This is a genomic window from Mycobacterium sp. ST-F2, from assembly GCF_001905655.1.
GTDB lineage: Bacteria > Actinomycetota > Actinomycetes > Mycobacteriales > Mycobacteriaceae > Mycobacterium.
In genome coordinates this window covers 1-20,805 of record NZ_JMHT01000050.1, presented here as the reverse complement: position 1 = coordinate 20,805, position 20,805 = coordinate 1, and the positions used below count along the sequence as shown (strand labels likewise).

Below are 20,805 nucleotides of genomic sequence, written 5' to 3'. Positions count from 1 at the left end.
ATCAGTGGAATGCCGGTCAGGCCGGCTGCACCTCGGCCTCGGCTCTCGGCGCCGCACGCAGCACACACCGGGCATAGCCGATCCAGCTCACCACGCAGGCCACGAAGCCGACGACGATCATCGGGTATACCGCCTGGCCGAGAACGACTGCGACAGAATCACTTCCGGCGAGCCGCCGGTCGACCGCGCCGCCCGTCATCAACGGCAGCAGACTGACCACGAAGCAGGCGATGGCGGCGGCCAATGCGGTGCCGAACCTCGCGCGCACCGCGGCGACGATCATCGTGCCGGCCGCGAGCACGATCAGCACGGCGAAGGGCAGCGGGCGCAACTCGGCACCGAGATTTCCGCTGATGTCCCAGATTCCCCAGCCACTCATCGAACCGTGGCCATGGTCGTTGTGCGCGGTGTACCACGGCAGGACAGCCGCGACGACGATCATCGCGAAGGCGATGACCCCGATCGCCCAGCGCGTCAGTACGTTCTCGATCTCGACTCCTCATACCCCCGTGAACGTGGGCTGCATCAGCGTCAACATGGCCATGGCCAAACTGATGAGCAGACACAGACTCAACACGATCATCGCACCCACCAGCAGCCAGCGGCCCATCCGGCGGCGAACGCGCGTCAATTTTGCGTGGTGGCGTTCCTCGACGTAACTCACGGCCACCATGGCGAACGCGACATCGATGTGTTCGTCACCGACGGTGGCCGCGCCCGCCGCGATCTCCTGCAGGCGTACGGGTTCGATCTGCACTCCCGCGACGGCGAAGCGCCGACTGAGTCGGCGCGCCTGCCCTCGCGTGAGCGGGTGGTCACACACGTGCACGTGATGTCGCGGGGCTGCCACTTGCGTTATTCCCTCGATTCGGGCGCCCCGCCAGGCCCGAAAATGCCGAAGGCGCCCGGGATTCAAGTTACTCCGACGGGCGCCTTCGCACACTGCGACAGCGGGATTTCTACAGACCCATGTCCTTGGCGATGATCATCTTCATGACCTCACTGGTACCGCCGTAGATGCGGCCGACGCGGTTGTCGGCATACAGCCGGGCGATCGGGTACTCGTTGATGTAGCCGTAGCCGCCGTGCAATTGCAGGCAGCGGTCGATGACGCGCGCCGCGGCGTCGGTGCAGAACAGTTTGGCCTTGGCGGCATCGGCCGCGGACAGCTCGTCGAGGTCGTGGGCTTCCATGGCACGGTCGACGACGGCTTCCATCGCATCGACGTCGGCCTGGCAGGCCGCGAGCTCGAACTTGGTGTTCTGGAACGAGGCGACCGGTTTGCCGAACACGGTGCGGTCCTTGGTGTACTGCACGGCGAACCGGACGGCGGCCTTGGCCTGCGCGTACGCGCTGACGGCGATACCGAGCCGCTCGCGCGGCAGGTTCTGGCCGAGGTAGTTGAAGCCTTGGTCGGCCTCGCCGAGGATGTCCTCGACCGGGACCTTGACGTCGGTGAAGTTCAGCTCGGCGGTGTCCGAGCAGCGCAGGCCCAGCTTGTCGAGCTTGCGGCCGACCGAGTAACCCTCCAGCTTGGTGTCGACCACCAGCAGCGAGATGCCGAAGCGGCGGTCGTCTTCCTTGGGGGCCGAGGTACGGGCACAGACGATCACGCGATCGGCGTGCACACCACCGGTGATGAAGGTCTTGGAGCCGTTGAGGACGTAGTGGGTGCCATCCTCGGAAAGCTTTGCGGTGGTACGGATTCCGGCGAGGTCGGAACCGGTGCCGGGCTCGGTCATCGCGATCGCGAACATGATCTCGCCGCTGAGCATGCCGGGGAACCAGCGCTTCTTCTGCTCTTCGTTGCCGATGTCGCGGATGTACGGCAGACACAGGCCGACGTGCACGCTGGAGCCGCCGAACGACACTGCGGCGCGCGCCAGTTCCTCGGTCAGGATCGCCTGGAACTTGTACGAGGTCAGGCCCTCGCCGCCGTACTCCTCCGGGATTTCCGCGCCGAAGATACCGAGTTCGCCGAGTTTGTAGTAGAATTCGCGCGGCACCAGGCCCTTCTCGAACCACTCGTCGTAGACGGGACTCACCTCGGCCTCGACGAAGGCCCGGATCATGGCCCGGTAATCCTCGTGCTCTTCGCTGTAGACCTCGCGTTTCACAGACATCTCCTCAGAAGTGGTGAACAGTGTTAGCTTGTTGCTGTCACAATAAGCTAACGACGTTCGCTAATTCAAGGGAGACGCAGATGGGCAGGCCCCGCGTACCGCTGCTCAACCGCGAACTCATCCGTGACACCGCATTGGAATTGATCGATCGCGACGGCCTCGCCGAGATGTCGATGCGCAAGCTGGCCGCCGAACTCGGCGTGCAGGCGTCGTCGCTGTACAAGCACTACCCCACGAAGGACGACGTGCTCGACGCCGTCGCGAGTCGCGTTGCCGGGGAAATCGACACGTCCGGGTTCGACCGCGGCGACGACTGGCAGGACGCGCTGGCCGCGTGGGCGCGCTCGCACCGCGCCGCGCTGGCAGCACACCCGAATCTCGTGCCCTACCTCGCGACCGGACCGGGCCGACGCGATGTGAGTCTGCGGATCGCCGACGCCGTACACGGCGGACTGGTCGGCGCCGGCTGGCCACCGCGCGAAGCGACCCTGATCGGCGCCGCCACCCGGTCACTGGTACTGGGGTCGACCGTCGGCTCCTTCTCGCGCGGGTTCACCGACGACGTGCAGGTCTACCGCGACCGCTATCCGCACATGGGCCAGGCACATCTACTGCGCGGCAAGGCCGACCAGATCGACACGGCCGGTTTCGAGCTGGCCCTCACCGCATTCATCGACGGACTGGCGATCCGCTTCAACGCCCTGCAGTGATTTGTGCACGATTTTCCGCGGCCAGCGCGGAAAATCGTGCACAAATCACCTGTCTTGCGGGGGCTTGGGCCCACCGCCGAAGGGGTTCAGCCTCGACACCCCCGGAATGTTCGACAGCAGCCGGAACACCTCGTTGCCGGTATTGACCAGGGCTTCGAGTTGCGGCAGCAGGGCGTCGAGCGTGCGGAACATGGGATCGGCCATGGCCATGACCCGCTCGGTCCGGTCGATCGTCGTGTTGAGCCGCTCGGTGGCCACCGCCAGATTCTCGATGAGATCGGGTACCTGGGCGGCGAGTTGGACGGAGGCCGGCGGGATGCGCAAGGCACCGCTGGCCACCGCCTGCGTCATCTCGACGGCGGACTGGGCAGCATCGACCGCGGACTGGGCCGCGGCCTTCAGGTCGCTGGGCTTCGGAATCATTTGACCGGCCATACAGTTAACTGTGCCGCACCCGGGCCCGCCTGTCCCGTGATCGACACGGCTACACGTCGGTAACGCTGCTCACGATCTCAGGACGGCAGTACCAGGATCTTGACGTGCTCGTCCGGATTCCGCAGTGCGGTGAACGCATCTGCGATGCCGTCGAGCCCGGTACGTCCCGTGATCAGGGCTTCTGCGTCGATCTCACCGGCCGCGAGTCGCGCCAGCACCTTCTCGTACGCCTGCTCGTAGGGGCCGTGACCGAAGTTGATCGCGATCTGCCGCATCTGCGCCACCACCGGGATGATGGTCTCCTCGGCGAACGGGGATGCCACCACCTGAATCCGCGAACCCCACGGCAGCGTGTGCGTCAGGGTGTTGAGCGTGCCGACCCGGCCGCTGCACTCGTAGGCGATCAGCAGGCCACCGCCGGTCCCACCGCTACCCAGCAACTCGTTGTAGACCTCGATCGGGTCCTGCTCATTGGGGTCGACGACGATGTCGGCGCCCATCTTCGCGGCGAGCTCACGCCGCTTCGGCGACGGCTCGGACGCGATGACGAGGTGCGCGCCGGCAGCTTTCGCGGCGAGGATCGTGCCCAGACCGATCGAGCCGCAGCCGATCACGAGGGCGGTGTCCGCGGCCGTCAACCCGGACTGCTGCATGTGCATCTCACCGACGTGCAGTGGCTCGGCCAGCGCGGCGTGCTCGAGCGACAGTCCGTCGGGCACGTGCCGGACCCAGAACGCGTCGACGACGATGTACTCCCCGAAGGCCCCGTGGTAGTCGTTCGAGTACCCGATGATGGTCGGCATCCCGTTCTGTTCGGTGGTGATGCCAAGACCGGTGACCCGGTCGTCGACCTTGAAATCCTCGACGCCCGCACCGGTTTCGACGACGACGCCCGACCATTCGTGGCCGAGCACCACCGGACGGGTGGCGTCGAAGACTGCGAAGGGGAAGCCCGCGCCGGCGGCGACGGACACGAACCGGCACGGGTCCTTGGACATGCTCAGGTCGCTGCCACAGATGCCGCACGCGGCCACCTTGATGCGCAGCTGGCCCGGACCGGTGGCCGGGGGCTCCGGCACGTCGGTCACGGTGAACTGGCCGTCGATGAACTGTGCTGCCTTCATGCGTGTGCTCCTGCGGTGTTGAGTTCGTTGGCCGGTGCCGGGGTGGCGGGCAGGTCGGTGGGCTGCCCGTAGTAGTCGGTGTAGGCCTTCGTGATGGCGCCGACGAGGTTGCCGATCAGCACCTCGGAGTTGTCCTGTGCGAATTGCAGGCTGGCCTGACGGGCGACGTTGCGCCGGCGGAAGTGCGGAATGACCTCCGAGGCGAACAGCTCGTAGCTGCGCTTGGTGTTCTCCCAGTCGGCGAGGTCGACGTGCATGATCAGCAGGGTGCCGAAGCCGCCGGTCTTCTCGATCAGGCGGTCGATCTGGGCGATGGCGTCCTCCGGCGTGCCGATGATCGCCTGGCCGAACTCCCCGAGCGACTCATTGCGCCAGTAGTCGATGATGCCGGCCGGGGTCTGCGCCCAGTCCGGGTTGATGTTCTGCTGCCGGTTGACGTACTCGGCGATGTGGTTGATGCGACGGCTGACGGCGCGCTCGGCCTCCTCGCGCGTCTCGGCGATGAACATCGGGTTCACCAGACGCCACGTCGACCGGTCGGCGACGTAGCCGTTCTCGGCCGAAACCTGTTCGTACACACCCCAGTTGCGGTCCAGCGACTCGTAGCCGGCCTGCGAGCTGGCCGCCAGCGACAGCAGCGAGAGGCCGTGCTTGCCGGCCAGCACCGAACCGTTGGGCGAGATGGTCGAAGCGGTGACCACCTCGATGCCGGCGGGGTTGTAGGTGGGCAGCTGGGCGCGGGCGTCGCGCAGGGTGAACCAGTCGGTCTCCATGTTGACCACTTCGCCGCGCAGCAGCGCGAGTACGGCCTCCAGGGCCTCACCTTGCATGCGGCGCTGGTTGGTGGTGGTGATGCCCATCATGTGCGCGTCGAGCGGAATCTTGCCGGGGCCGGTGCCGACGATCAGGCGGCCGCGGGTCTGCAGGTCCAGCTGGGTGATGCGGTCGGCGGTGATCAGCGGGTGGTGGTACGGCAGCGACATCACGCCGGTGCCGAAGCGGATGCGCTCGGTGCGCTCGGCGGCGGCGGCGATGAAAACATCGGGGGCCGGGACGATCTCGGAGCCGGTCGAGTGATGCTCCCCCATCCACGCCTCTTCGAAGCCGAGGTGGTCCAGGTGGGTCATCAGGTCGATGTCGCGGCGCAACTGCAGCGCGGGGTCGGCATTGAGCGGATGGTACGGGGCGAGGAAGGCCCCGAATTTCATGGACGTCGGGCTCCACTGGGCAGCGCTGCTCACGGTGGTCTCCTGATTCTCGGTGAGGGTGTCTCGGCTTGCTCCGCTGACTGTAATCCGATCACTCGATTGGATCAAGTGATCCAAAAATATCGGCAGCCCAACGCGCTGTTTGAGCATGCTCATCAGCCGCGAACGCGACAAAAATGCACGCTATTTGCGGCGTGTTGCCGTACAGACACGGCCGCTCGCGGTTAAGAGTTCAAGAGCCGCTCTGTGCCGCCGACGACGAACGTCACGAGGTCTTCGTAGAACGCCTCCAGGGCGGCGGCCGACAGCTTGGCGCGGTCCCATTCGTCGGCGCGGCTCAGGCCCTGCACGAAGCCCATGATCGACACCGCCCAGCGGGCCTCCAGCCGATCCTCGGAGGCATTCGGGAAAGCTCGCCGCACCTGTGCCAGCAACGTGGCGCGCAGCTTGGGTTCGATGGTCTCGTCGGCCGGGCCGGCCTGGGTGATCTGGGCCATGATCTTGATCCACCGCATGCCCCGGGTGCGCTGGCGCCGCAGCAGATCGAGATAGGGCGCCGTGACCGCCCGCACCAAGGCGTCGGGCGTCGGCGGGACCGAATCCGCCGCCAGCACATCGACATTGGCCTGAATGGCCGAGCCGACGGCGGCGCCGAGGTCGAGGACCACCGCGCGCAGCAGCTCGTCCTTGGAACCGAAGTGATAGTGCACCGAGGCGGCGCCGAGGCCCGCCGCGGCGTTGACCGAGCGCACCGAGACGGCGTCCACGCCCTGCTCGGCGAACAGCTTCTCGGCCGTCTTCACCAACTTGGCGCGGGTGGCATTGCCCTGACGGTTCTGCGATGTGCCCGACACGGTCAGAAGCATGTCACAGCGGCGCGCCGCCGCCACTGAAAGCGTTTCGTGTCTCCAGGATCAGCAAGGCCACATGCAGCGAGGTCGCGGACTCGCCGTCGGCGAGGTCGACGCCCAGAATCTGCTCGATGCGGTTCAGCTTCGCGTACAGCGACGGCCGGCTCAGGTGCAGACGCGACGCGAGCGCCGACTTGTTGCCGCCGAGTTCCAGGTAGCCACGCAGGACCTCGCGCAGGCCGTCACCGGACTCGATGTCGTGCAGGATCAGCGCACGCAACTCCCCTTCCGCGAAGCGCTGCACGCGCGGATCGGTCCGGAGCATCGACAGCAGACCGCGCAGCCGGATGTCGGCGACCCGGAAGCAGACCCGTTGCGAAGCCGGCAGCGACAGCGCGGCCTCGGCGACGTGGGCGGCATCGGTGATGCGGTGGATGGCGTCGATCAATCCGGGCGCCGGGGTGCCGACACCGAGCACCAGGCCGTGGGCGTCGACGGCGCGCTCGGCATCGCGGCGCAGCGCGCGGCCCAGCGGCTCCAGCGCGCTGCCCGGGCGCATGTTCAGCGACAGCACCATGGCGATCTCGCCGGGCCCGCGTAGCGAGAACAAACCGGTGTGCCCCAACGCTTTTACCGAGCGGGTGACGACGTCGAGCAGGCGGGCGCTGCGGCGCTGCTCCGAGACGGGGTCGGCGGCTGAACCGTCCTTCGACGCCCATCCGGAGACCCGCAGGGTCGCGGGCAGGTACTGCGCCGCCGGCCGCAGCCCCAACGCGAAGGCCCGGGCCGTCGCCTCGTCCTCGAACCGGATACGTTCGCGCGCAACATCTTCCAGCAAGCCCGCCTGCGCCTGATGTTCGATGTCGGTGCGGCCACGTTCGGCCATCCGGTGCAGCACCAACGCCTGAGATGCCCGCTCGAGCACCATGGTGAACCTGGCCGCCACGTCCTCGGAGGGACTCAGCGCGATCAGCCGGCCCCACGCATCGTCGCCGCGCCCGACCGCACTGATCACCCAGTCGTCCGTCCGCTCGGCACCGGTCTCGTGCTGACGGGACCGACGTTGCCAGTCCCGCAACACATCTGACGTCGGACGGCCTGCGGTCGCGACCGCGATCGCCTGGTGCGTGAGGTCCTCGAGCACGACGGGCGCACCGAGCAGATTCGCCGCCGCCTCGGCGATCCCGGCGGGCGTGGCACGGCGCATGCTCAGGTCGGTGAACACCTCGTGCGTCTGCCGCGCGAAATCGACCTCCTGGTACTGGTCGGCGACGATCACGCGGTGCACCTGTTCGGTCACCTCGACGAACTTGATCACCCGGCGGACCGCGACCAGCGCCAGCCCCAACTCCTCGGCGATCGCCCCAACGTTGACCGGCAGCGGGACGGCGCCGGCGCCCAGTTCGACGATGACACCGACAGCCTGCGCCGCAGCGAGCGACCGCAGATACGCCAGCGGCGCGGCCCTCAGCGCGGCACCGGTCGTCAGCACGAGTTCGCCACCCTGCAGCACGTCCGACAGGTCGGGGACGTCGCTGACGTGGACCCAGCGGATCGGGCGATCGAACCCGTGCGCACAGAGAATCTCGGGCTCGCCCTGCTGGATGACCGGCAGGGCGACGATCTCGGCGACGGTCGGCATTTACAAAGTGTAAATGCCGAAGCGGAACCTGATACAGATTGTCGACCAATTCGGCGCTCCCCACCAGGCAAGCTGAGTGCACACCCCGAACCGACCCGGAAGGCCACTCGAGACGATGACTCAGACCATCTCCCACTGGATCAACAACGACATCTTCACCGGATCCTCGGGACAGTCCGCGCCGGTCACCAACCCGGCCACCGGCCAGGTCACCGGTCAGGTCGCCCTCGCCAGCGTCGAGGACGCCCAGGCCGTCATCAACGCCGCCGTCGCCGCCTTCCCGGCGTGGCGCGACACCTCCATCACCAAGCGCGTCCAGATCCTGTTCGCCTTCCGCGAGCTGATCAACGCCCGCCGCGACGAACTCGCCGCGATCATCACCGCCGAGCACGGCAAGGTCCACTCCGACGCCCTGGGCGAGGTTGCCCGCGGCATCGAGGTCATCGAATTCGCCTGCGGCATCCCGCATCTGCTCAAGGGCGGCTACTCGGAGAACGCCTCCACCAACGTCGACGTGTACAACATCCGTCAGGCCCTCGGCCCGGTCGCCATCATCTCGCCGTTCAACTTCCCGGCCATGGTCCCGATGTGGTTCTTCCCCATCGCCATCGCCACCGGCAACACCGTCGTGGTCAAGCCGTCGGAGAAGGACCCGTCCTCCTCGCTGTGGATGGCCCGGCTGTGGAAGGAAGCCGGCCTGCCCGACGGTGTCTTCAACGTCCTGCAGGGCGACAAGACCGCAGTCGACGAGCTGCTGACCAACCCCGCCATCAAGGCCGTCTCGTTCGTCGGCTCGACCCCGATCGCGCAGTACGTCTACCGCACCGCCACCGCCTCCGGCAAGCGCGTTCAGGCCCTCGGCGGCGCCAAGAACCACGCCGTGATCCTGCCCGACGCCGACCTGGATCTGGCCGCCGACAGCATGGTCAACGCGGGCTTCGGCTCGGCCGGCGAGCGCTGCATGGCCATCTCGGCCTGCGTGGCCGTCGGCCCGATCGCCGACGACCTGGTCGCCAAGATCGTCGAGCGCGCCGCGGCCATCAAGACCGGTGACGGCACCAAGGGCGCCGACATGGGCCCGCTGATCACCAAGGTGCACCGCGACAAGGTGGCCTCGTACATCGACGCCGGCGAGGCCGAGGGCGCCAAGGTCGTGCTCGACGGCCGTAACGTCTCCGTCGAGGGCGCCGAGGACGGTTTCTGGCTGGGCCCGACCCTGCTGGACAACGTCACCCCCGAGATGAGCGTCTACACCGACGAGATCTTCGGCCCCGTGCTGTCGGTCGTGCGCGTCGAAACCTACGACGAGGCAATGGAACTCATCGCCAACAACCCCTACGGCAACGGCACCGCGATCTTCACCAACGACGGTGGTGCGGCGCGCCGGTTCCAGAACGAGGTCGAGGTCGGCATGGTCGGCATCAACGTGCCGATCCCGGTTCCCATGGCGTTCTACAGCTTCGGCGGTTGGAAGGCCTCGCTGTTCGGTGACAGCCACGCCTACGGCCCCGAGGGTGTGCAGTTCTTCACCCGCGCCAAGGCCGTCACCCAGCGCTGGGCCGACCCGAGCCACGGCGGCATCAACCTGGGCTTCCCGGAAAACAACTGATAGCGCAACCAGAACCAGTGCGCGGGGCCCGCGTCCCCGAAGGGCCCCGCGCACTACCCCTCTCGCCCGCCACGTGTCACCGACAGGACCCGCCATGACCCTCGCCGCAGACCACCTCCTGCCCGCCGGCCACACCATCGACTCGATGCGCGCCGAAGCCGAGCGCGCCTACCAGCTGGACCGTGCCCACGTCTTTCACTCCTGGTCTGCGCAGGCCACGCTCAACCCGATGACCGTCACGGCCGCCGAGGGCAGCTACTTCTGGGACGGCGACGGCAACCGCCTGCTCGATTTCTCCTCCCAGCTGGTCAACACCAACATCGGCCACCAGCACCCGAAAGTCGTTGCGGCGATTCAGGAACAGGCCGCCAAACTGTGCACCATCGCACCGCAGCACGCCAACGCCGCTCGTTCGGAAGCCGCCCGGCTCATCGCCGAGCTGACCCCCGGCGACCTGAACCACATCTTCTTCACCAACGGCGGGGCCGAAGCCAACGAGCACGCCGTGCGCATGGCACGCCTGCACACCGGCAAGCACAAGGTGCTGGCCCGCTACCGCGCCTACCACGGTGGCACCGACCTGGCGATCAACCTGACGGGCGACCCGCGGCGCTTCGCCAACGATCGCGGCGCGGCCGGCGTCGTGCACTTCAACGGGCCGTTCCTGTACCGCTCGGTGTTCCACGCCGAGAACGAGGCGCAGGAGTCCGCGCGGGCCCTCGACGAGCTGCAGCGCGTCATCGAGCTCGAGGGCGCCTCGACCATCGCGGCCATCATCCTGGAGTCCATCCCCGGCACCGCGGGCATCATGGTGCCGCCGCCGGGCTATATGGCGGGCGTGCGCGCACTGTGCGACAAGTACGGCATCATCATGATCGCCGACGAGGTCATGTCCGGCTTCGGCCGCTCCGGAAAGTGGTTCGCCATCAACCACTTTGATGTGGTTCCCGACCTGCTGACCTTCGCCAAGGGCGTCAATTCCGGCTACGTGCCGCTCGGCGGCGTGGCGATCAGCAACGCCATCGCCCAGACCTTCGCCGAGCGCGCCTACCCCGGCGGCCTCACCTACTCCGGACACCCGTTGGCCACGGCGGCTGTGGTCGCCACGATCAACGCCATGCGCGACGAAGGCATGGTCGAGAACGCCGCTCACCTCGGTGAGGACATCATCGGACCGGCCCTGCGCGAGTTCGCTCAGCGGCATCCCAGCATCGGTGAAGTGCGCGGCGCGGGGGTGTTCTGGGCCATCGAACTGGTCAAGGACCAGACGACGCGCGAACCGTTGGCGCCCTATGGCGACACCAGCGAAGCCATGAACGCGGTCGTCGCCTTCTGCAAGGAGAACGGCCTGATGCCGTTCACCAACTTCAACCGCATCCATGTGGTGCCGCCGTGCAATGCCAGCGACGACGAGGTGCGCGCCGGGCTCGCGATCCTGGACCGCGCCCTCGACGTGGCAGACCGGTACGCGCAGTAGGGGGTACTGTCGGCCGGTGCGGATAGCCCTGTTCGCGACCTGCCTGGCCGATGCCATGTTTCCGGCTGCCGCCATCGCGACGGTGCGGCTGCTGGAACGGCTCGGCCACCAGGTGGAGTTTCCCGCCGGGCAGACCTGCTGCGGGCAGATGCACGTCAACACCGGCTACCTGCGCGAGGCCGTGCCACTGGTACGCAATCATGTTGATGCCTTCACCGGGTTCGACGCCATCGTGGCGCCGTCGGGGTCCTGCGTCGGGTCGGTGCGTCATCAACACGCGATGGTGGCCCGGCGCGCCGGGGACGACGAGCTGGCCGCGAAGGCCGAATCGGTTGCGGCACAAACCTTTGAGCTCTCCGAATTCTTGGTCGACGTCCTCGGCGTCGACGATGTCGGGGCCTACTACCCGCACCGCGTCACCTACCACCCGACGTGCCATTCCTTGCGCATGCTCGGCGTCGGAGACAAACCGCTACGGCTGCTGCGCCATGTCCGCGGCCTGACCCTCGTCGAGCTGCCCCACGCCGAATCCTGTTGTGGCTTCGGCGGCACCTTCGCTCTGAAGAACGCCGACGTATCGACGGCGATGCTGGCGGACAAGATGGCGAACATCGCGACGACGGGCGCGCAGGTGTGCACCGCGGGCGACTCCTCGTGCCTGATGCACATCGGCGGCGGACTGAGCCGGATCGGCAGCGGCGTCCGTACGGTGCATCTGGCCGAAATCCTGGCGGCCACCTCATGACCGCGGTGTTCCTGGGCCAGCCCGGGGTGGGCAATCTGCGCGGTGAGCAGAGTTTCCCCGCGGCGGCCCGGACAGCGCTGGCGGACCCGCAACTACGTCACAATCTGGGCCATGCGACCGGCACCATCCGCGCCAAACGCCTTGCCGCCGTTGCCGAATGCGACGACTGGGAGCAACTGCGGGCCGCCGGCAGCGCGTTGAAGCAGGATGTGCTGGCGCGGCTGCCGGAGCTGCTGGAGGAACTCGAAGCCAACGTCACAGCGCGCGGCGGCCAGGTGCACTGGGCGCGCGACGGAGATGAGGCCAATCGCATTGTCGCCGAGCTGATCCGGGCCACCGGCAGCGACGAGGTGGTCAAGGTCAAGTCGATGGCGACGCAGGAGATCGGGCTCAACGAGTACCTGGAGGCCGAGGGCATCACGCCCATCGAGACCGACCTGGCCGAGCTGATCGTCCAACTCGGCCATGACAAACCGAGCCACATCCTGGTGCCGGCCATCCACCGCAACCGCGCCGAAATCCGCGCGATCTTCGAACGGGAGATGCCCGGCGCCGGCGACCTCACCGACGAGCCGCGGGTGCTGGCCATGGCTGCCCGCGCACATCTGCGGCGAAAGTTCCTGTCCGCCAGGGTCGCTGTGAGTGGCGCCAACTTCGGGGTGGCCGAGACCGGGACGCTGGCCGTCGTCGAATCCGAGGGCAACGGCCGCATGTGCCTGACGCTGCCCGAAACCCTGATCACCGTGATGGGCATCGAAAAGGTGATCCCTCGCTTCACCGACCTCGACGTGTTCATGCAGCTGCTGCCCCGGTCGTCGACCGCCGAGCGGATGAACCCGTACACCTCGATGTGGACCGGCGTGCATCCCGGCGACGGTCCGCAGCAGTTCCATCTGGTGCTGCTCGACAACGGCCGCACCCGCGTGCTGGCCGATGAGGTGGGACGCGCTGCGCTGCACTGCATTCGGTGCAGCGCCTGCCTGAACGTCTGCCCCGTCTACGAACGCACCGGCGGGCACGCGTATGGCTCGGTGTACCCGGGACCGATCGGCGCCATCCTGAGCCCGCAGCTGACCGGGACCACCGGGCATGACGATCCGAACGCGAGCCTGCCGTACGCGTCGTCGCTGTGCGGCGCCTGCTTCGAGGCGTGCCCGGTCCTCATCGACATCCCGTCGATCCTGGTGCATCTGCGGGCGGTGCAGGTCGACCAGGAAAGAGGAGGGCGCGGCGGGCTGCCGAGCGGACAGGATCTCGCGATGAAAGCCGCCGGCTGGGCCATGGGGTCCGCGTCGCGATTCGGGTTGGCCGAGAGGGCGCTTGGTGCGGGCCGGCTGCTCGCAGGAAAAGACCACCGCATCAGCAGGCTGCCCTGGCCGGCCTCGAAATGGACTGGCAGCCGCGATATTCCGGAACCACCAACGGAGACGTTTCGGCAGTGGTGGGCCCGCAACCGGGGCGCCGCGCAATGAGCGATGCACGGGCAGCAGTGCTGGGCCGGATCCGTGCCGCGCTGGGGCCGGGCATGCCCGCCGCGGTGCCGGTACCCCGCGACTACGACCGGCAACCGCTGATCGGCCACGGTGACGTCGACCGGTTCGCCCAGACGGTGGCGGATTACCGGGCCCGGGTGCACCGGGTCGGTCCGGATGCGGTGGCCACGACCATCGGCGCACTCGTCGGTACCGGGACCGCGGTCATTCCCGCGGACCTGCCTTCCGACTGGGTGGCGGTTGTACGCACCGTCGTCGACGCGCCTCCCGTCGGCCTCGATGTGCTGGACCGCGTCGACGCGGTGGTGACCGGCTGCGCGCTCGGGATCGCGGCGACCGGCACCATCGTGCTGGATGCCGCTGCGGCGCAAGGCCGGCGCGCGCTGACGTTGGTGCCCGACCATCACGTCTGCGTCATCCGCGCCGACCAGATCGTCGACACCGTGCCGCAGGCTTTCGCCGCCCTCGATCCATCGCGACCGCTGACGTTCATCTCGGGACCGAGCGCGACGAGTGACATCGAGCTGCAGCGGGTCGAGGGCGTGCACGGGCCGCGCACCCTCGATGTGGTGATCGTGGGGTAACAATGGCAGCCGTGACTGATATCGCACCGTTCCGGATCGCCGTGCCGGACGAGGTCCTGGACGATCTCCGCCGCCGCCTGACCAACACCCGCTGGCCTGAGGCCGAGTGCGTCGACGACTGGAGCCAGGGCATCCCGCTGAGCTACACCCGCGAGCTGGCCGCCTACTGGGCGAACGGATACGACTGGCGGGCCCGCGAGGCCGCGCTCAACCGGTTCGACCAGTACGTCACCGAAATCGACGGACTGGAAATCCATTTCATTCATCAGCGGTCCCCGCACACCGATGCGCTGCCGCTCATCATCACGCACGGCTGGCCCGGGTCCATCGCCGAATTCCAGAAGATCATCGAGCCGCTGACCGATCCGACCGCGCACGGCGGCCGCGCCGAGGACGCCTTCCACGTGGTGTGTCCGTCGCTGCCCGGCTACGGCTTCTCCGGCAAACCCACCGCGACCGGCTGGGGTGTCGAGCGGACCGCGCGGGCGTGGGACGACCTGATGGTGCGGCTCGGCTATCGCCGCTACGGCGCGCAGGGCGGCGACTGGGGCGCGGCGGTGACCACCCAGATCGGCCGAAACGTCGGTCATTGCATCGCCATTCACACCAACATGCCCATGGGCCGACCCGCAGCCGGCACGACGGAGTTCACCGCCGAGGAACAGAACGCGCTGGCGGCGTTGAAGCACTACCAGGATGTGGATTCCGGCTATGCCAAGGAGCAGTCCACCCGTCCGCAGACGGTCGGCTACGGCCTGGTCGATTCGCCGGTGGCGCAACTGGCGTGGATCGTGGAGAAGTTCTGGTCGTGGACCGACCATGACGGCAATGTGGAGAGCGCTCTGAGCCGCGACGAGATGCTCGACGACGTGATGATCTACTGGGCCACCGCCACCGGCGCATCATCGGCCCGGATGTACTGGGAGAGCTTCCGGGTCTTCGGCGGCGGCGCGAAGGTCGAGCTGCCCACCGGCGTCGCGTCGTTCCCGAAAGAGATTCTGCGGGCACCGCGGTCCTGGTGCGAGACCGGCTACAACATCACCCACTGGACCGCAATGCCGCGCGGTGGTCACTTCGCCGCATTCGAGCAGCCTGAGTTGTTCGTCGATGATGTCCGGACGTTCTTCGCTACGGTGCGCTGACTGATTCCCTTCTGGCCGCCGAGTGCCTAACGTCATAGGGGCGAGTTCATCCCTGCCCGAGGAGGAACGGAAATGACTACCTCGAAGGCATTCGGCGCGGCTCTGGTCGTGCTCGGCACGGCCGGGATCATGGCGCCGGCACCGGATGCGCGGGCGTTACCCGGCGCATCCGCCCCACTCGGCCCGGAGACCCGCAACTGGAACCTCATGACCGGCAACATCGACCTCGGATGTGTCGGGTTGGGCCCCACCGCCAAGGCGACCCCGAAGCCGACAGCGCAGTCGCCCGCGCCGTCAGCGACGCTCCTGCTGCCATGTCTGGAGGCGGCCCCGCCACCCGGCCAGAAGTGCGACGGGCCCTAAGCGCGCAGGCGCCGGTAGCCCCCGTAGATCACCAGCGCGACAATGAAATTCACGAAATAGGCGATGTCGGCGCCGTGCCACGCCACGGCGACCGGTCCCTGCAGCAGCGTGGTGTCCATGAACGGGATCGCCGCGCCGTAGGCCACCACGAACGCGACCAGAGCGGCAACGGCGTCGGCGCGCGGCGTCGTCTCCGCGGCGGGGTCCACGGTCTGCCGGCCGCGGCTGCGCCGGCGCCAGTCGACGATCACGATGGCCGCGAAGGCCGGGATCCAGTAGCTGATCAGCAGCAGCACATTGGTGAATCGGGTTGCGGTGTCACCGGTGTGAAGCCACAGGATCAGCCCGAACGCCAGCGTCGTCACCACCAGCGCAGACACCGGCCGGCGCACGCGCACGCCCAGCGTCTGCAGCGCGAGCGACCCGCTGTAGTCGTTCATCACACCCGAACCGATCGACGCCAGCGCGATGATGAGTAGTGCGACGGCACCCAGTGCTCCCCCGCCCATGACCGAGCGCACGCCCTCGGCGGTCTGGTCGGTGATGAGGCTGCCCGCGGCGATGCCGATGGTCTCGACGAAAACGTACGCGAGGGCCAGCCCGGCGAAGCTGAACGCGAACACCTTGCGCGGCGCGGAATCGGCCGGAAGGTAGCGGCTGAAGTCCGCGGCGTAGCTGGCCCACGACACGGCCAGGCTCAGTGCGATGGTCACCGCGAGTACGAAGGCGCCGGTGAGATCCGCGCCGTGCGCGGTGGCCGGCGTCACGACCTGGTGTCCGCCAACGAGTTTGACGGCGAACACGACGAACGTCGCGAACAGCACCACGGTGAGGACGGCCTGCAGCCGGTGGATCAACTCATAGCCGACGAAGCCGACGGCGCCCTGCACGCCCAACACGATCAGCACGGCCACCCAGAAGGGAATGCCGAGCAGGACCGCGAGCGCTTCACCGCCGAACAGGCCGACCAGCGCGTCCCACGCCACCGACGAGAGCCATTGCAGGACAGCGGGAACCGCGATCAGGCCACCGAAAGCCATGCGCGCACCGGGCAATTGCGCGGTGCCGGTGCGCGGACCCAGCGTGGACAGATAGCCCACCACCAGTGACCCGAGGACCGTGCCGATGACCATCGCCAGCATCGAGAGCCAGAACCCCAGGCCCAGTGCGCCGATCATGGCACCGGTGAAGACGCACGTCATGTTGATCTGCGGGGCGAACCACACGGTGAACAGCCGGCCCGGGGTGCCGTACCTGCGGTCGGCCGGAACCGGCGCGATGCCATGCGTTTCCACCGACATGTCGCCGGCGCGGCTGGGTGTGTGACCGGTGAACGGTGTGGCGTTGAGCGCGGTGGCCTGTGGCGTCATGCCCCCTATTCGATCACGAGGGCAGGTTCGCGATGACCGGACTCGGCGGCGGGTCGGGCCCCGGCTCGGGCGGCACCGATGCCGGCGAGCACGACGAGTCCGATTCCCGCGAGGGCAGCCAGCCCCGGCACCTGGTGCAGGATCAGCAGGCCCAGCAGCATGGCGAACGCCGGCTCGAGACTCATCAGCGTGCCGAACGCCGCGGCGGTGACCCGCTGCAGGGCCAGCATCTCCAGGGTGAACGGGATGACCGGCAACAGGATGGCCAGGCCCAGGCCCGCGATGAGCAGGTGCGGTGTCAGGTGACCGATGACCGAAGGCCCGGCCACCATGGTCACGACCAGCCCGGCGACCGGCATGGATACCGCAAGCCCGGTGATGCCGGTGACCTCATCACCAACGCGCTGGGTCAGCAGGATGTACGCACCGAGGCAGACGGCCGATCCCAGTGCCGCCAGCACACCCACGGGATCGACGGCGGCGGCCCACGGTTCGGTCAGCAGGACGACGCCGGTGCCGGCCATCGCCGGGAACAGCCACCGGCCACGACCGCGTCCCTGGGTCACCGCGATGGCAAGGGGACCAAGGTATTCCAGCGCGCTCGCGGTACCGAGGGGAATACGGGACACCGCGAACATGAACAGCAGCGTGAAGCCGGCCGTCGCAACGCCCAGCATGACGCACGACACGAACGCGGACCGGGTGAACGACGCCGGCCGCGGCCGGACGAACAGCAGCATCAAGGCACCGGCCCACGCCAGGCGCAGCAAGGACACCCCGGCCGGTCCGATGCCGTCCATCAGTTTCACCGCGAGGGCGGCACCCAACTGCACCGACATCATGGAAGCGACGGTCATGAGTGCGCCGTTGCGCGCCGCTGCGGTGGTCATGTGTTGTATTGAACGGGAACCAGAATGTTCATGTCCACGTGATAATCATGGACATATCGTTCGTGAATCATGAATGAAATGAAGCAGGCGATCGCCGGCCGTCAGAAGGCCGAGGAAGCGTCCCGCCTGATCCGGTCGGGGAACCGGCTGTGGGCGAAGTCGATCTGCGCGCCCGGATTGCTGACCGCCGTGGTCAGGCCCGTTCCGAACGGTCCGGCGCTGTCGTACAGCGTCGTGGTGCCGACCGCGATGCCGCGCGCCGCCCAGTGCGAGTCGGCCTCGACTCCGACCCAATCGTCCTGCGGCAGCCGGGACAACGCCACGGTCAGGTCGCCGTTGATGTACCCGACGCCGGCAGTACCCATATTGGTCACCAGGCTGGTGCCCTCAGCCGTCACGGCGGCCCGGACGAACGGGCTGTTCGCCTGGCCCTCGATGACATCGATGGCCCGGTTGACGTAGCGCTTCCGGCTCGCGTTCTGATGATCGAGGATGGCGCGTGTCCAGCCCTCACCGCCACTGTTGAGATAGGGTGCAAGGCCGTCATCGACCACCTCGGGCGGCGTGAAATCCGTTGTCCGGAACCACTCCTGGCCGGGAGGTGCCTCAGCGAGGCGGTACTGCACCAGGGTGGCCCGGGCCACAGTGACACCGTCCTGCACCACATCGCACTCGGAGTTGCGCACCCGCCGGCCGTCGCGGACCAACGTCACGACGGTCGTCGTCGGCACCCCACGGGCGGCGCGGAACAGGTCGACCGTCAGCCGGGCCGGCAGGAAGTCCGGCAGCCCGAACGCAGTCTCGAGGGCGTGGGCGGCGAGCCCGACCACCGCGGGACCGTTGAGGTGGTCTTCACCCCACAGGCTCTGCGCCAACCGGGTCGGTTGAACCCGATCATCGTCGATCGGGGTGAAGTGGGCAGGGCGTGCGGTCATTTTCGGATCGTCGCACATCGGCTAAATATTCATAACTTCGGGGCGGATTGCACAGAACTGTGCAGAATCCCTGGACAATGGGTGGATGGACACCCGCCGACTGCGCCTCCTGCTGGCCCTGTCGCGCCTCGGGTCCATGCGAGCGGTCGCCGAGAACCTCAATCTGACGACGTCGACGGTGTCGCAACAGATCGCCGCGCTGGCAAAGGAGACCGGTACGCAGCTGATCGAACCGGAGGGGCGCCGCGTCCGGCTGACACCGGCAGGACAGCGCCTGGCCGACCATGCGGTGACCATCCTGGCCGCCGTCGACGCGGCGCGGCTGGACCTCGATTCCGGCGCCGAACCCGTCGGCACCCTGCGGATCGGTGGGTTCGCCACCGGTATCCGCGTCTCGCTGCTACCGATCCTGGCGGAGCTAACCCGCGACCATCCCGGAATCGACGTCGCCATAAGCGAATACGAGCCCATCGAGGCGTTCGCGCTACTCACCGACGATGACCTCGATCTGGCGCTGACCTACGACTACAACCTGGCCCCGGCATCACCCAGCCCGCTGCTGGAAGGCTTTGCACTGTGGTCGATTCCGTGGGGGCTGGGGCTGCCGGCCGACGAGGCCAACGGACCCGCCGAGCTGTCCGACTACGCGGACCGGACGTGGATCGTCAACTCCCGCAACACCGCTGACGAGGACGCCGTCCGCACGCTGGGTGCGCTGAGCGGATTCACCCCGCGCATCGCCCACCAGATCGACAGCCTGGAACTGGTCGAGGATCTCATCGTCGCCGGATACGGCGTCGGACTGCTGCCACTGGAACGGCCGACGAGCGCGGGCATCAAAGTGGTTCCGCTGGTCGGGCCGACGGTGATCCACACGGCCTACGCCGTCACCCGGAAGGGACGCACGAATTGGCCACCGCTGCGGGCGGTTCTGGACCGGCTGCGCCCCGGCGACGGGCCGGTTCCGCTGCCGACGTGGCCTCGTCCGGAAGCCGTCTGAACCGAATGACAACGACCGAGATCTGGGAGACCACCGCGTGAAACTGATCAGGGCGGCGCTGGTCGCGGCACTGCTGGCCGGCCCTGTGCTGCCGACCGCACAGGCCGAATGCACGGGCGCCTGCGACGCTCGGCAACGCGTCGCCGCGGCGGACGCCTACCTCGCGACCCGGCCGGGCACGGTCGGCTACGTGCTCCGTGACCGCAGAACCGGTGCCGTATACCGCAATTCGCATGCCGGAGACATGGTGTGGACGGCCTCGACCATCAAGCTCGGCATGGTGGTGGACCTGTTCGCCCGACAGAGCGCCGGGCTACTGCGACTCACCGACAACGACATCGCCCTGATGGGCAAGATGCTGCACACCTCGGACAACGACGCCGCCGACACCCTGTGGACCCGGTACGGCGGACCCGACCACACCATCTTCAACAACGACTTCCCGCATTTCGGCATGACCCGGGTGCAACCACAGCGCGGATTCGGAGACATGTTCCCCTACTGGGGTTTTCAGAAGTCGACCACCGACGATCTGGACCAGATGGTCAACTACATGCTGACCAAGCTGCGGCCCAATGAGACCGCCTGGATCGTGGACGCCATGCAGCACGTCGACCCGATCCAGCAGTGGGGTGTCTGGGGCGCCGGACCGAACATGGCGCCCGGCAACAAGGACGGCTGGTCCGACGAGCAGGGCGGCTGGGTCACCAACACCGTCGGATTCGCCGGTCCCGGACAGCGTTTCACGCTTGCGGTGATGAACGCACTGAACGGCGCCGGCGGCAATGCGGACGGCCAGGCCACCACTACGCGGCTAAGCCAGATATTGCTGGCCGATCGGCAGTAAATTGACGCCATGACCTATGGCGAGAACTACCCAACCTCGGGCGCTTACGGCGCACCCACCCCGGTGCATCCCGGCGACCTGCTGCCCCGCTTCTTCGCACGAGTCATCGACGGAATCATCGTCGGAGTACTGGCGTTCTTCGGCGCTTTCTCGATCGGCTCGATGTCGGACATCATGGTCACCGGCCTGTTCTCCGGGCTCGGAGAACGAGGAATTGTCAATACCTGTGGATCGGCTTGTTTCAGGCGACCTCCGTT

The 20,805-nt window shown here is 67.6% G+C and carries 21 protein-coding genes and 1 pseudogene; 11 read left to right on the top strand and 11 right to left on the bottom strand.

Annotation, left to right across the window (positions count from 1 at the left end):
• Nucleotides 1-16: 16 nt before the first annotated feature.
• The 3 genes from EB75_RS18080 to EB75_RS18070 all read right to left on the bottom strand — a co-directional run bounded on the left by EB75_RS18080 (nucleotide 17) and on the right by EB75_RS18070 (nucleotide 2,117).
• Complete coding sequence (locus tag EB75_RS18080; RefSeq protein ID WP_061006078.1) at nucleotides 17-442, bottom strand: hypothetical protein; 426 nt, start codon at nucleotides 440-442, stop codon at nucleotides 17-19.
• 57 nt (nucleotides 443-499) lie between these two features.
• On the bottom strand, nucleotides 500-850 hold the full coding sequence (locus EB75_RS18075; RefSeq protein ID WP_142239682.1) for a hypothetical protein: 351 nt from the start codon (nucleotides 848-850) through the stop codon (nucleotides 500-502).
• Nucleotides 851-959: 109 nt separating this feature from the next.
• Nucleotides 960-2,117 (bottom strand): acyl-CoA dehydrogenase family protein, encoded by a 1,158-nt coding sequence (locus EB75_RS18070; protein WP_073696733.1) that lies wholly within the window; start codon nucleotides 2,115-2,117, stop codon nucleotides 960-962.
• An 86-nt stretch (nucleotides 2,118-2,203) separates the two neighbouring features.
• Here EB75_RS18070 and EB75_RS18065 point away from each other — a divergent pair, with 86 nt between their 5' ends.
• Nucleotides 2,204-2,833, top strand: a complete 630-nt coding sequence (locus EB75_RS18065) for a TetR/AcrR family transcriptional regulator (protein ID WP_073696716.1) — start codon at nucleotides 2,204-2,206, stop codon at nucleotides 2,831-2,833.
• 45 nt (nucleotides 2,834-2,878) lie between these two features.
• Here EB75_RS18065 and EB75_RS18060 read toward each other — a convergent pair whose 3' ends face one another.
• From EB75_RS18060 to EB75_RS18040, 5 genes are all read right to left on the bottom strand, one after another.
• A complete protein-coding gene (locus EB75_RS18060; RefSeq protein ID WP_073696715.1) occupies nucleotides 2,879-3,268 on the bottom strand; it encodes a hypothetical protein in 390 nt (129 codons plus the stop codon).
• Between the two features lie 77 nt (nucleotides 3,269-3,345).
• Entirely contained in the window at nucleotides 3,346-4,392 is a 1,047-nt protein-coding gene (locus EB75_RS18055; protein ID WP_073696714.1) for an alcohol dehydrogenase catalytic domain-containing protein, read from the bottom strand.
• Nucleotides 4,389-5,633: an LLM class flavin-dependent oxidoreductase gene (locus EB75_RS18050; protein WP_286150238.1), complete on the bottom strand. Its 1,245-nt coding sequence runs from the start codon at nucleotides 5,631-5,633 to the stop codon at nucleotides 4,389-4,391. Before EB75_RS18050 ends, EB75_RS18055 begins: the two co-directional genes overlap by 4 nt.
• Nucleotides 5,634-5,824: 191 nt before the next feature.
• A complete protein-coding gene (locus EB75_RS18045; RefSeq protein WP_073696732.1) occupies nucleotides 5,825-6,454 on the bottom strand; it encodes a TetR/AcrR family transcriptional regulator in 630 nt (209 codons plus the stop codon).
• A 13-nt stretch (nucleotides 6,455-6,467) separates the two neighbouring features.
• On the bottom strand, nucleotides 6,468-8,093 hold the full coding sequence (locus EB75_RS18040) for a PucR family transcriptional regulator (protein ID WP_073696712.1): 1,626 nt from the start codon (nucleotides 8,091-8,093) through the stop codon (nucleotides 6,468-6,470).
• Between the two features lie 115 nt (nucleotides 8,094-8,208).
• Between EB75_RS18040 and EB75_RS18035 the strand changes: the two genes are divergently transcribed.
• The 7 genes from EB75_RS18035 to EB75_RS18005 all read left to right on the top strand — a co-directional run bounded on the left by EB75_RS18035 (nucleotide 8,209) and on the right by EB75_RS18005 (nucleotide 15,506).
• On the top strand, nucleotides 8,209-9,702 hold the full coding sequence (locus tag EB75_RS18035; RefSeq protein ID WP_073696711.1) for a CoA-acylating methylmalonate-semialdehyde dehydrogenase: 1,494 nt from the start codon (nucleotides 8,209-8,211) through the stop codon (nucleotides 9,700-9,702).
• A 94-nt stretch (nucleotides 9,703-9,796) separates the two neighbouring features.
• Nucleotides 9,797-11,179 (top strand): aspartate aminotransferase family protein, encoded by a 1,383-nt coding sequence (locus tag EB75_RS18030; RefSeq protein ID WP_073696710.1) that lies wholly within the window; start codon nucleotides 9,797-9,799, stop codon nucleotides 11,177-11,179.
• Between the two features lie 16 nt (nucleotides 11,180-11,195).
• Nucleotides 11,196-11,924 carry a (Fe-S)-binding protein gene (locus tag EB75_RS18025; RefSeq protein WP_073696709.1) on the top strand — a complete coding sequence of 243 codons (729 nt, stop codon included), beginning with the start codon at nucleotides 11,196-11,198 and terminating at the stop codon, nucleotides 11,922-11,924.
• Nucleotides 11,921-13,396 carry a LutB/LldF family L-lactate oxidation iron-sulfur protein gene (locus EB75_RS18020; protein ID WP_073696708.1) on the top strand — a complete coding sequence of 492 codons (1,476 nt, stop codon included), beginning with the start codon at nucleotides 11,921-11,923 and terminating at the stop codon, nucleotides 13,394-13,396. Before EB75_RS18025 ends, EB75_RS18020 begins: the two co-directional genes overlap by 4 nt.
• On the top strand, nucleotides 13,393-14,001 hold the full coding sequence (locus EB75_RS18015) for a LutC/YkgG family protein (protein WP_073696707.1): 609 nt from the start codon (nucleotides 13,393-13,395) through the stop codon (nucleotides 13,999-14,001). Before EB75_RS18020 ends, EB75_RS18015 begins: the two co-directional genes overlap by 4 nt.
• Before the next feature lie 20 nt (nucleotides 14,002-14,021).
• Complete coding sequence (locus tag EB75_RS18010; RefSeq protein WP_083612398.1) at nucleotides 14,022-15,143, top strand: epoxide hydrolase family protein; 1,122 nt, start codon at nucleotides 14,022-14,024, stop codon at nucleotides 15,141-15,143.
• A 72-nt stretch (nucleotides 15,144-15,215) separates the two neighbouring features.
• Entirely contained in the window at nucleotides 15,216-15,506 is a 291-nt protein-coding gene (locus tag EB75_RS18005) for a hypothetical protein (RefSeq protein ID WP_073696705.1), read from the top strand.
• Here EB75_RS18005 and EB75_RS18000 read toward each other — a convergent pair.
• From EB75_RS18000 to EB75_RS17990, 3 genes are all read right to left on the bottom strand, one after another.
• The gene (locus EB75_RS18000; protein WP_073696704.1) at nucleotides 15,503-16,876 is read right to left on the bottom strand and encodes a purine-cytosine permease family protein; all 1,374 of its coding nucleotides are present in this window, start codon (nucleotides 16,874-16,876) and stop codon (nucleotides 15,503-15,505) included. The genes EB75_RS18005 and EB75_RS18000 overlap by 4 nt on opposite strands.
• Before the next feature lie 5 nt (nucleotides 16,877-16,881).
• Entirely contained in the window at nucleotides 16,882-17,766 is an 885-nt protein-coding gene (locus EB75_RS17995) for an EamA family transporter (protein ID WP_073696703.1), read from the bottom strand.
• A 101-nt stretch (nucleotides 17,767-17,867) separates the two neighbouring features.
• Entirely contained in the window at nucleotides 17,868-18,701 is an 834-nt protein-coding gene (locus tag EB75_RS17990) for an acyl-CoA thioesterase domain-containing protein (RefSeq protein ID WP_073696731.1), read from the bottom strand.
• A gap of 85 nt (nucleotides 18,702-18,786) precedes the next feature.
• On the opposite strand from EB75_RS17990, the gene EB75_RS17985 reads away from it, so the two are divergent.
• The 3 genes and pseudogenes from EB75_RS17985 to EB75_RS17975 all read left to right on the top strand — a co-directional run.
• Nucleotides 18,787-19,701 (top strand): LysR family transcriptional regulator, encoded by a 915-nt coding sequence (locus EB75_RS17985; RefSeq protein WP_073696702.1) that lies wholly within the window; start codon nucleotides 18,787-18,789, stop codon nucleotides 19,699-19,701.
• Nucleotides 19,702-19,738: 37 nt separating this feature from the next.
• Nucleotides 19,739-20,548 (top strand): serine hydrolase, encoded by an 810-nt coding sequence (locus EB75_RS17980; RefSeq protein ID WP_286150237.1) that lies wholly within the window; start codon nucleotides 19,739-19,741, stop codon nucleotides 20,546-20,548.
• Between the two features lie 9 nt (nucleotides 20,549-20,557).
• Nucleotides 20,558-20,805: pseudogene (locus EB75_RS17975) on the top strand (hypothetical protein); the annotation flags it as partial.

Coding starts and splice junctions, on each gene's coding strand:
- EB75_RS18080 (WP_061006078.1), bottom strand. CDS start 442: ATGATCGTCGTCGCGGCTGTCCTGCCGTGGTACACCGCGCACAACGAC.
- EB75_RS18065 (WP_073696716.1), top strand. CDS start 2,204: ATGGGCAGGCCCCGCGTACCGCTGCTCAACCGCGAACTCATCCGTGAC.
- EB75_RS18060 (WP_073696715.1), bottom strand. CDS start 3,268: ATGGCCGGTCAAATGATTCCGAAGCCCAGCGACCTGAAGGCCGCGGCC.
- EB75_RS18055 (WP_073696714.1), bottom strand. CDS start 4,392: ATGAAGGCAGCACAGTTCATCGACGGCCAGTTCACCGTGACCGACGTG.
- EB75_RS18040 (WP_073696712.1), bottom strand. CDS start 8,093: ATGCCGACCGTCGCCGAGATCGTCGCCCTGCCGGTCATCCAGCAGGGC.
- EB75_RS18035 (WP_073696711.1), top strand. CDS start 8,209: ATGACTCAGACCATCTCCCACTGGATCAACAACGACATCTTCACCGGA.
- EB75_RS18030 (WP_073696710.1), top strand. CDS start 9,797: ATGACCCTCGCCGCAGACCACCTCCTGCCCGCCGGCCACACCATCGAC.
- EB75_RS18020 (WP_073696708.1), top strand. CDS start 11,921: ATGACCGCGGTGTTCCTGGGCCAGCCCGGGGTGGGCAATCTGCGCGGT.
- EB75_RS18015 (WP_073696707.1), top strand. CDS start 13,393: ATGAGCGATGCACGGGCAGCAGTGCTGGGCCGGATCCGTGCCGCGCTG.
- EB75_RS18005 (WP_073696705.1), top strand. CDS start 15,216: ATGACTACCTCGAAGGCATTCGGCGCGGCTCTGGTCGTGCTCGGCACG.
- EB75_RS18000 (WP_073696704.1), bottom strand. CDS start 16,876: ATGACGCCACAGGCCACCGCGCTCAACGCCACACCGTTCACCGGTCAC.
- EB75_RS17995 (WP_073696703.1), bottom strand. CDS start 17,766: ATGACCACCGCAGCGGCGCGCAACGGCGCACTCATGACCGTCGCTTCC.
- EB75_RS17990 (WP_073696731.1), bottom strand. CDS start 18,701: ATGACCGCACGCCCTGCCCACTTCACCCCGATCGACGATGATCGGGTT.
- EB75_RS17985 (WP_073696702.1), top strand. CDS start 18,787: ATGGACACCCGCCGACTGCGCCTCCTGCTGGCCCTGTCGCGCCTCGGG.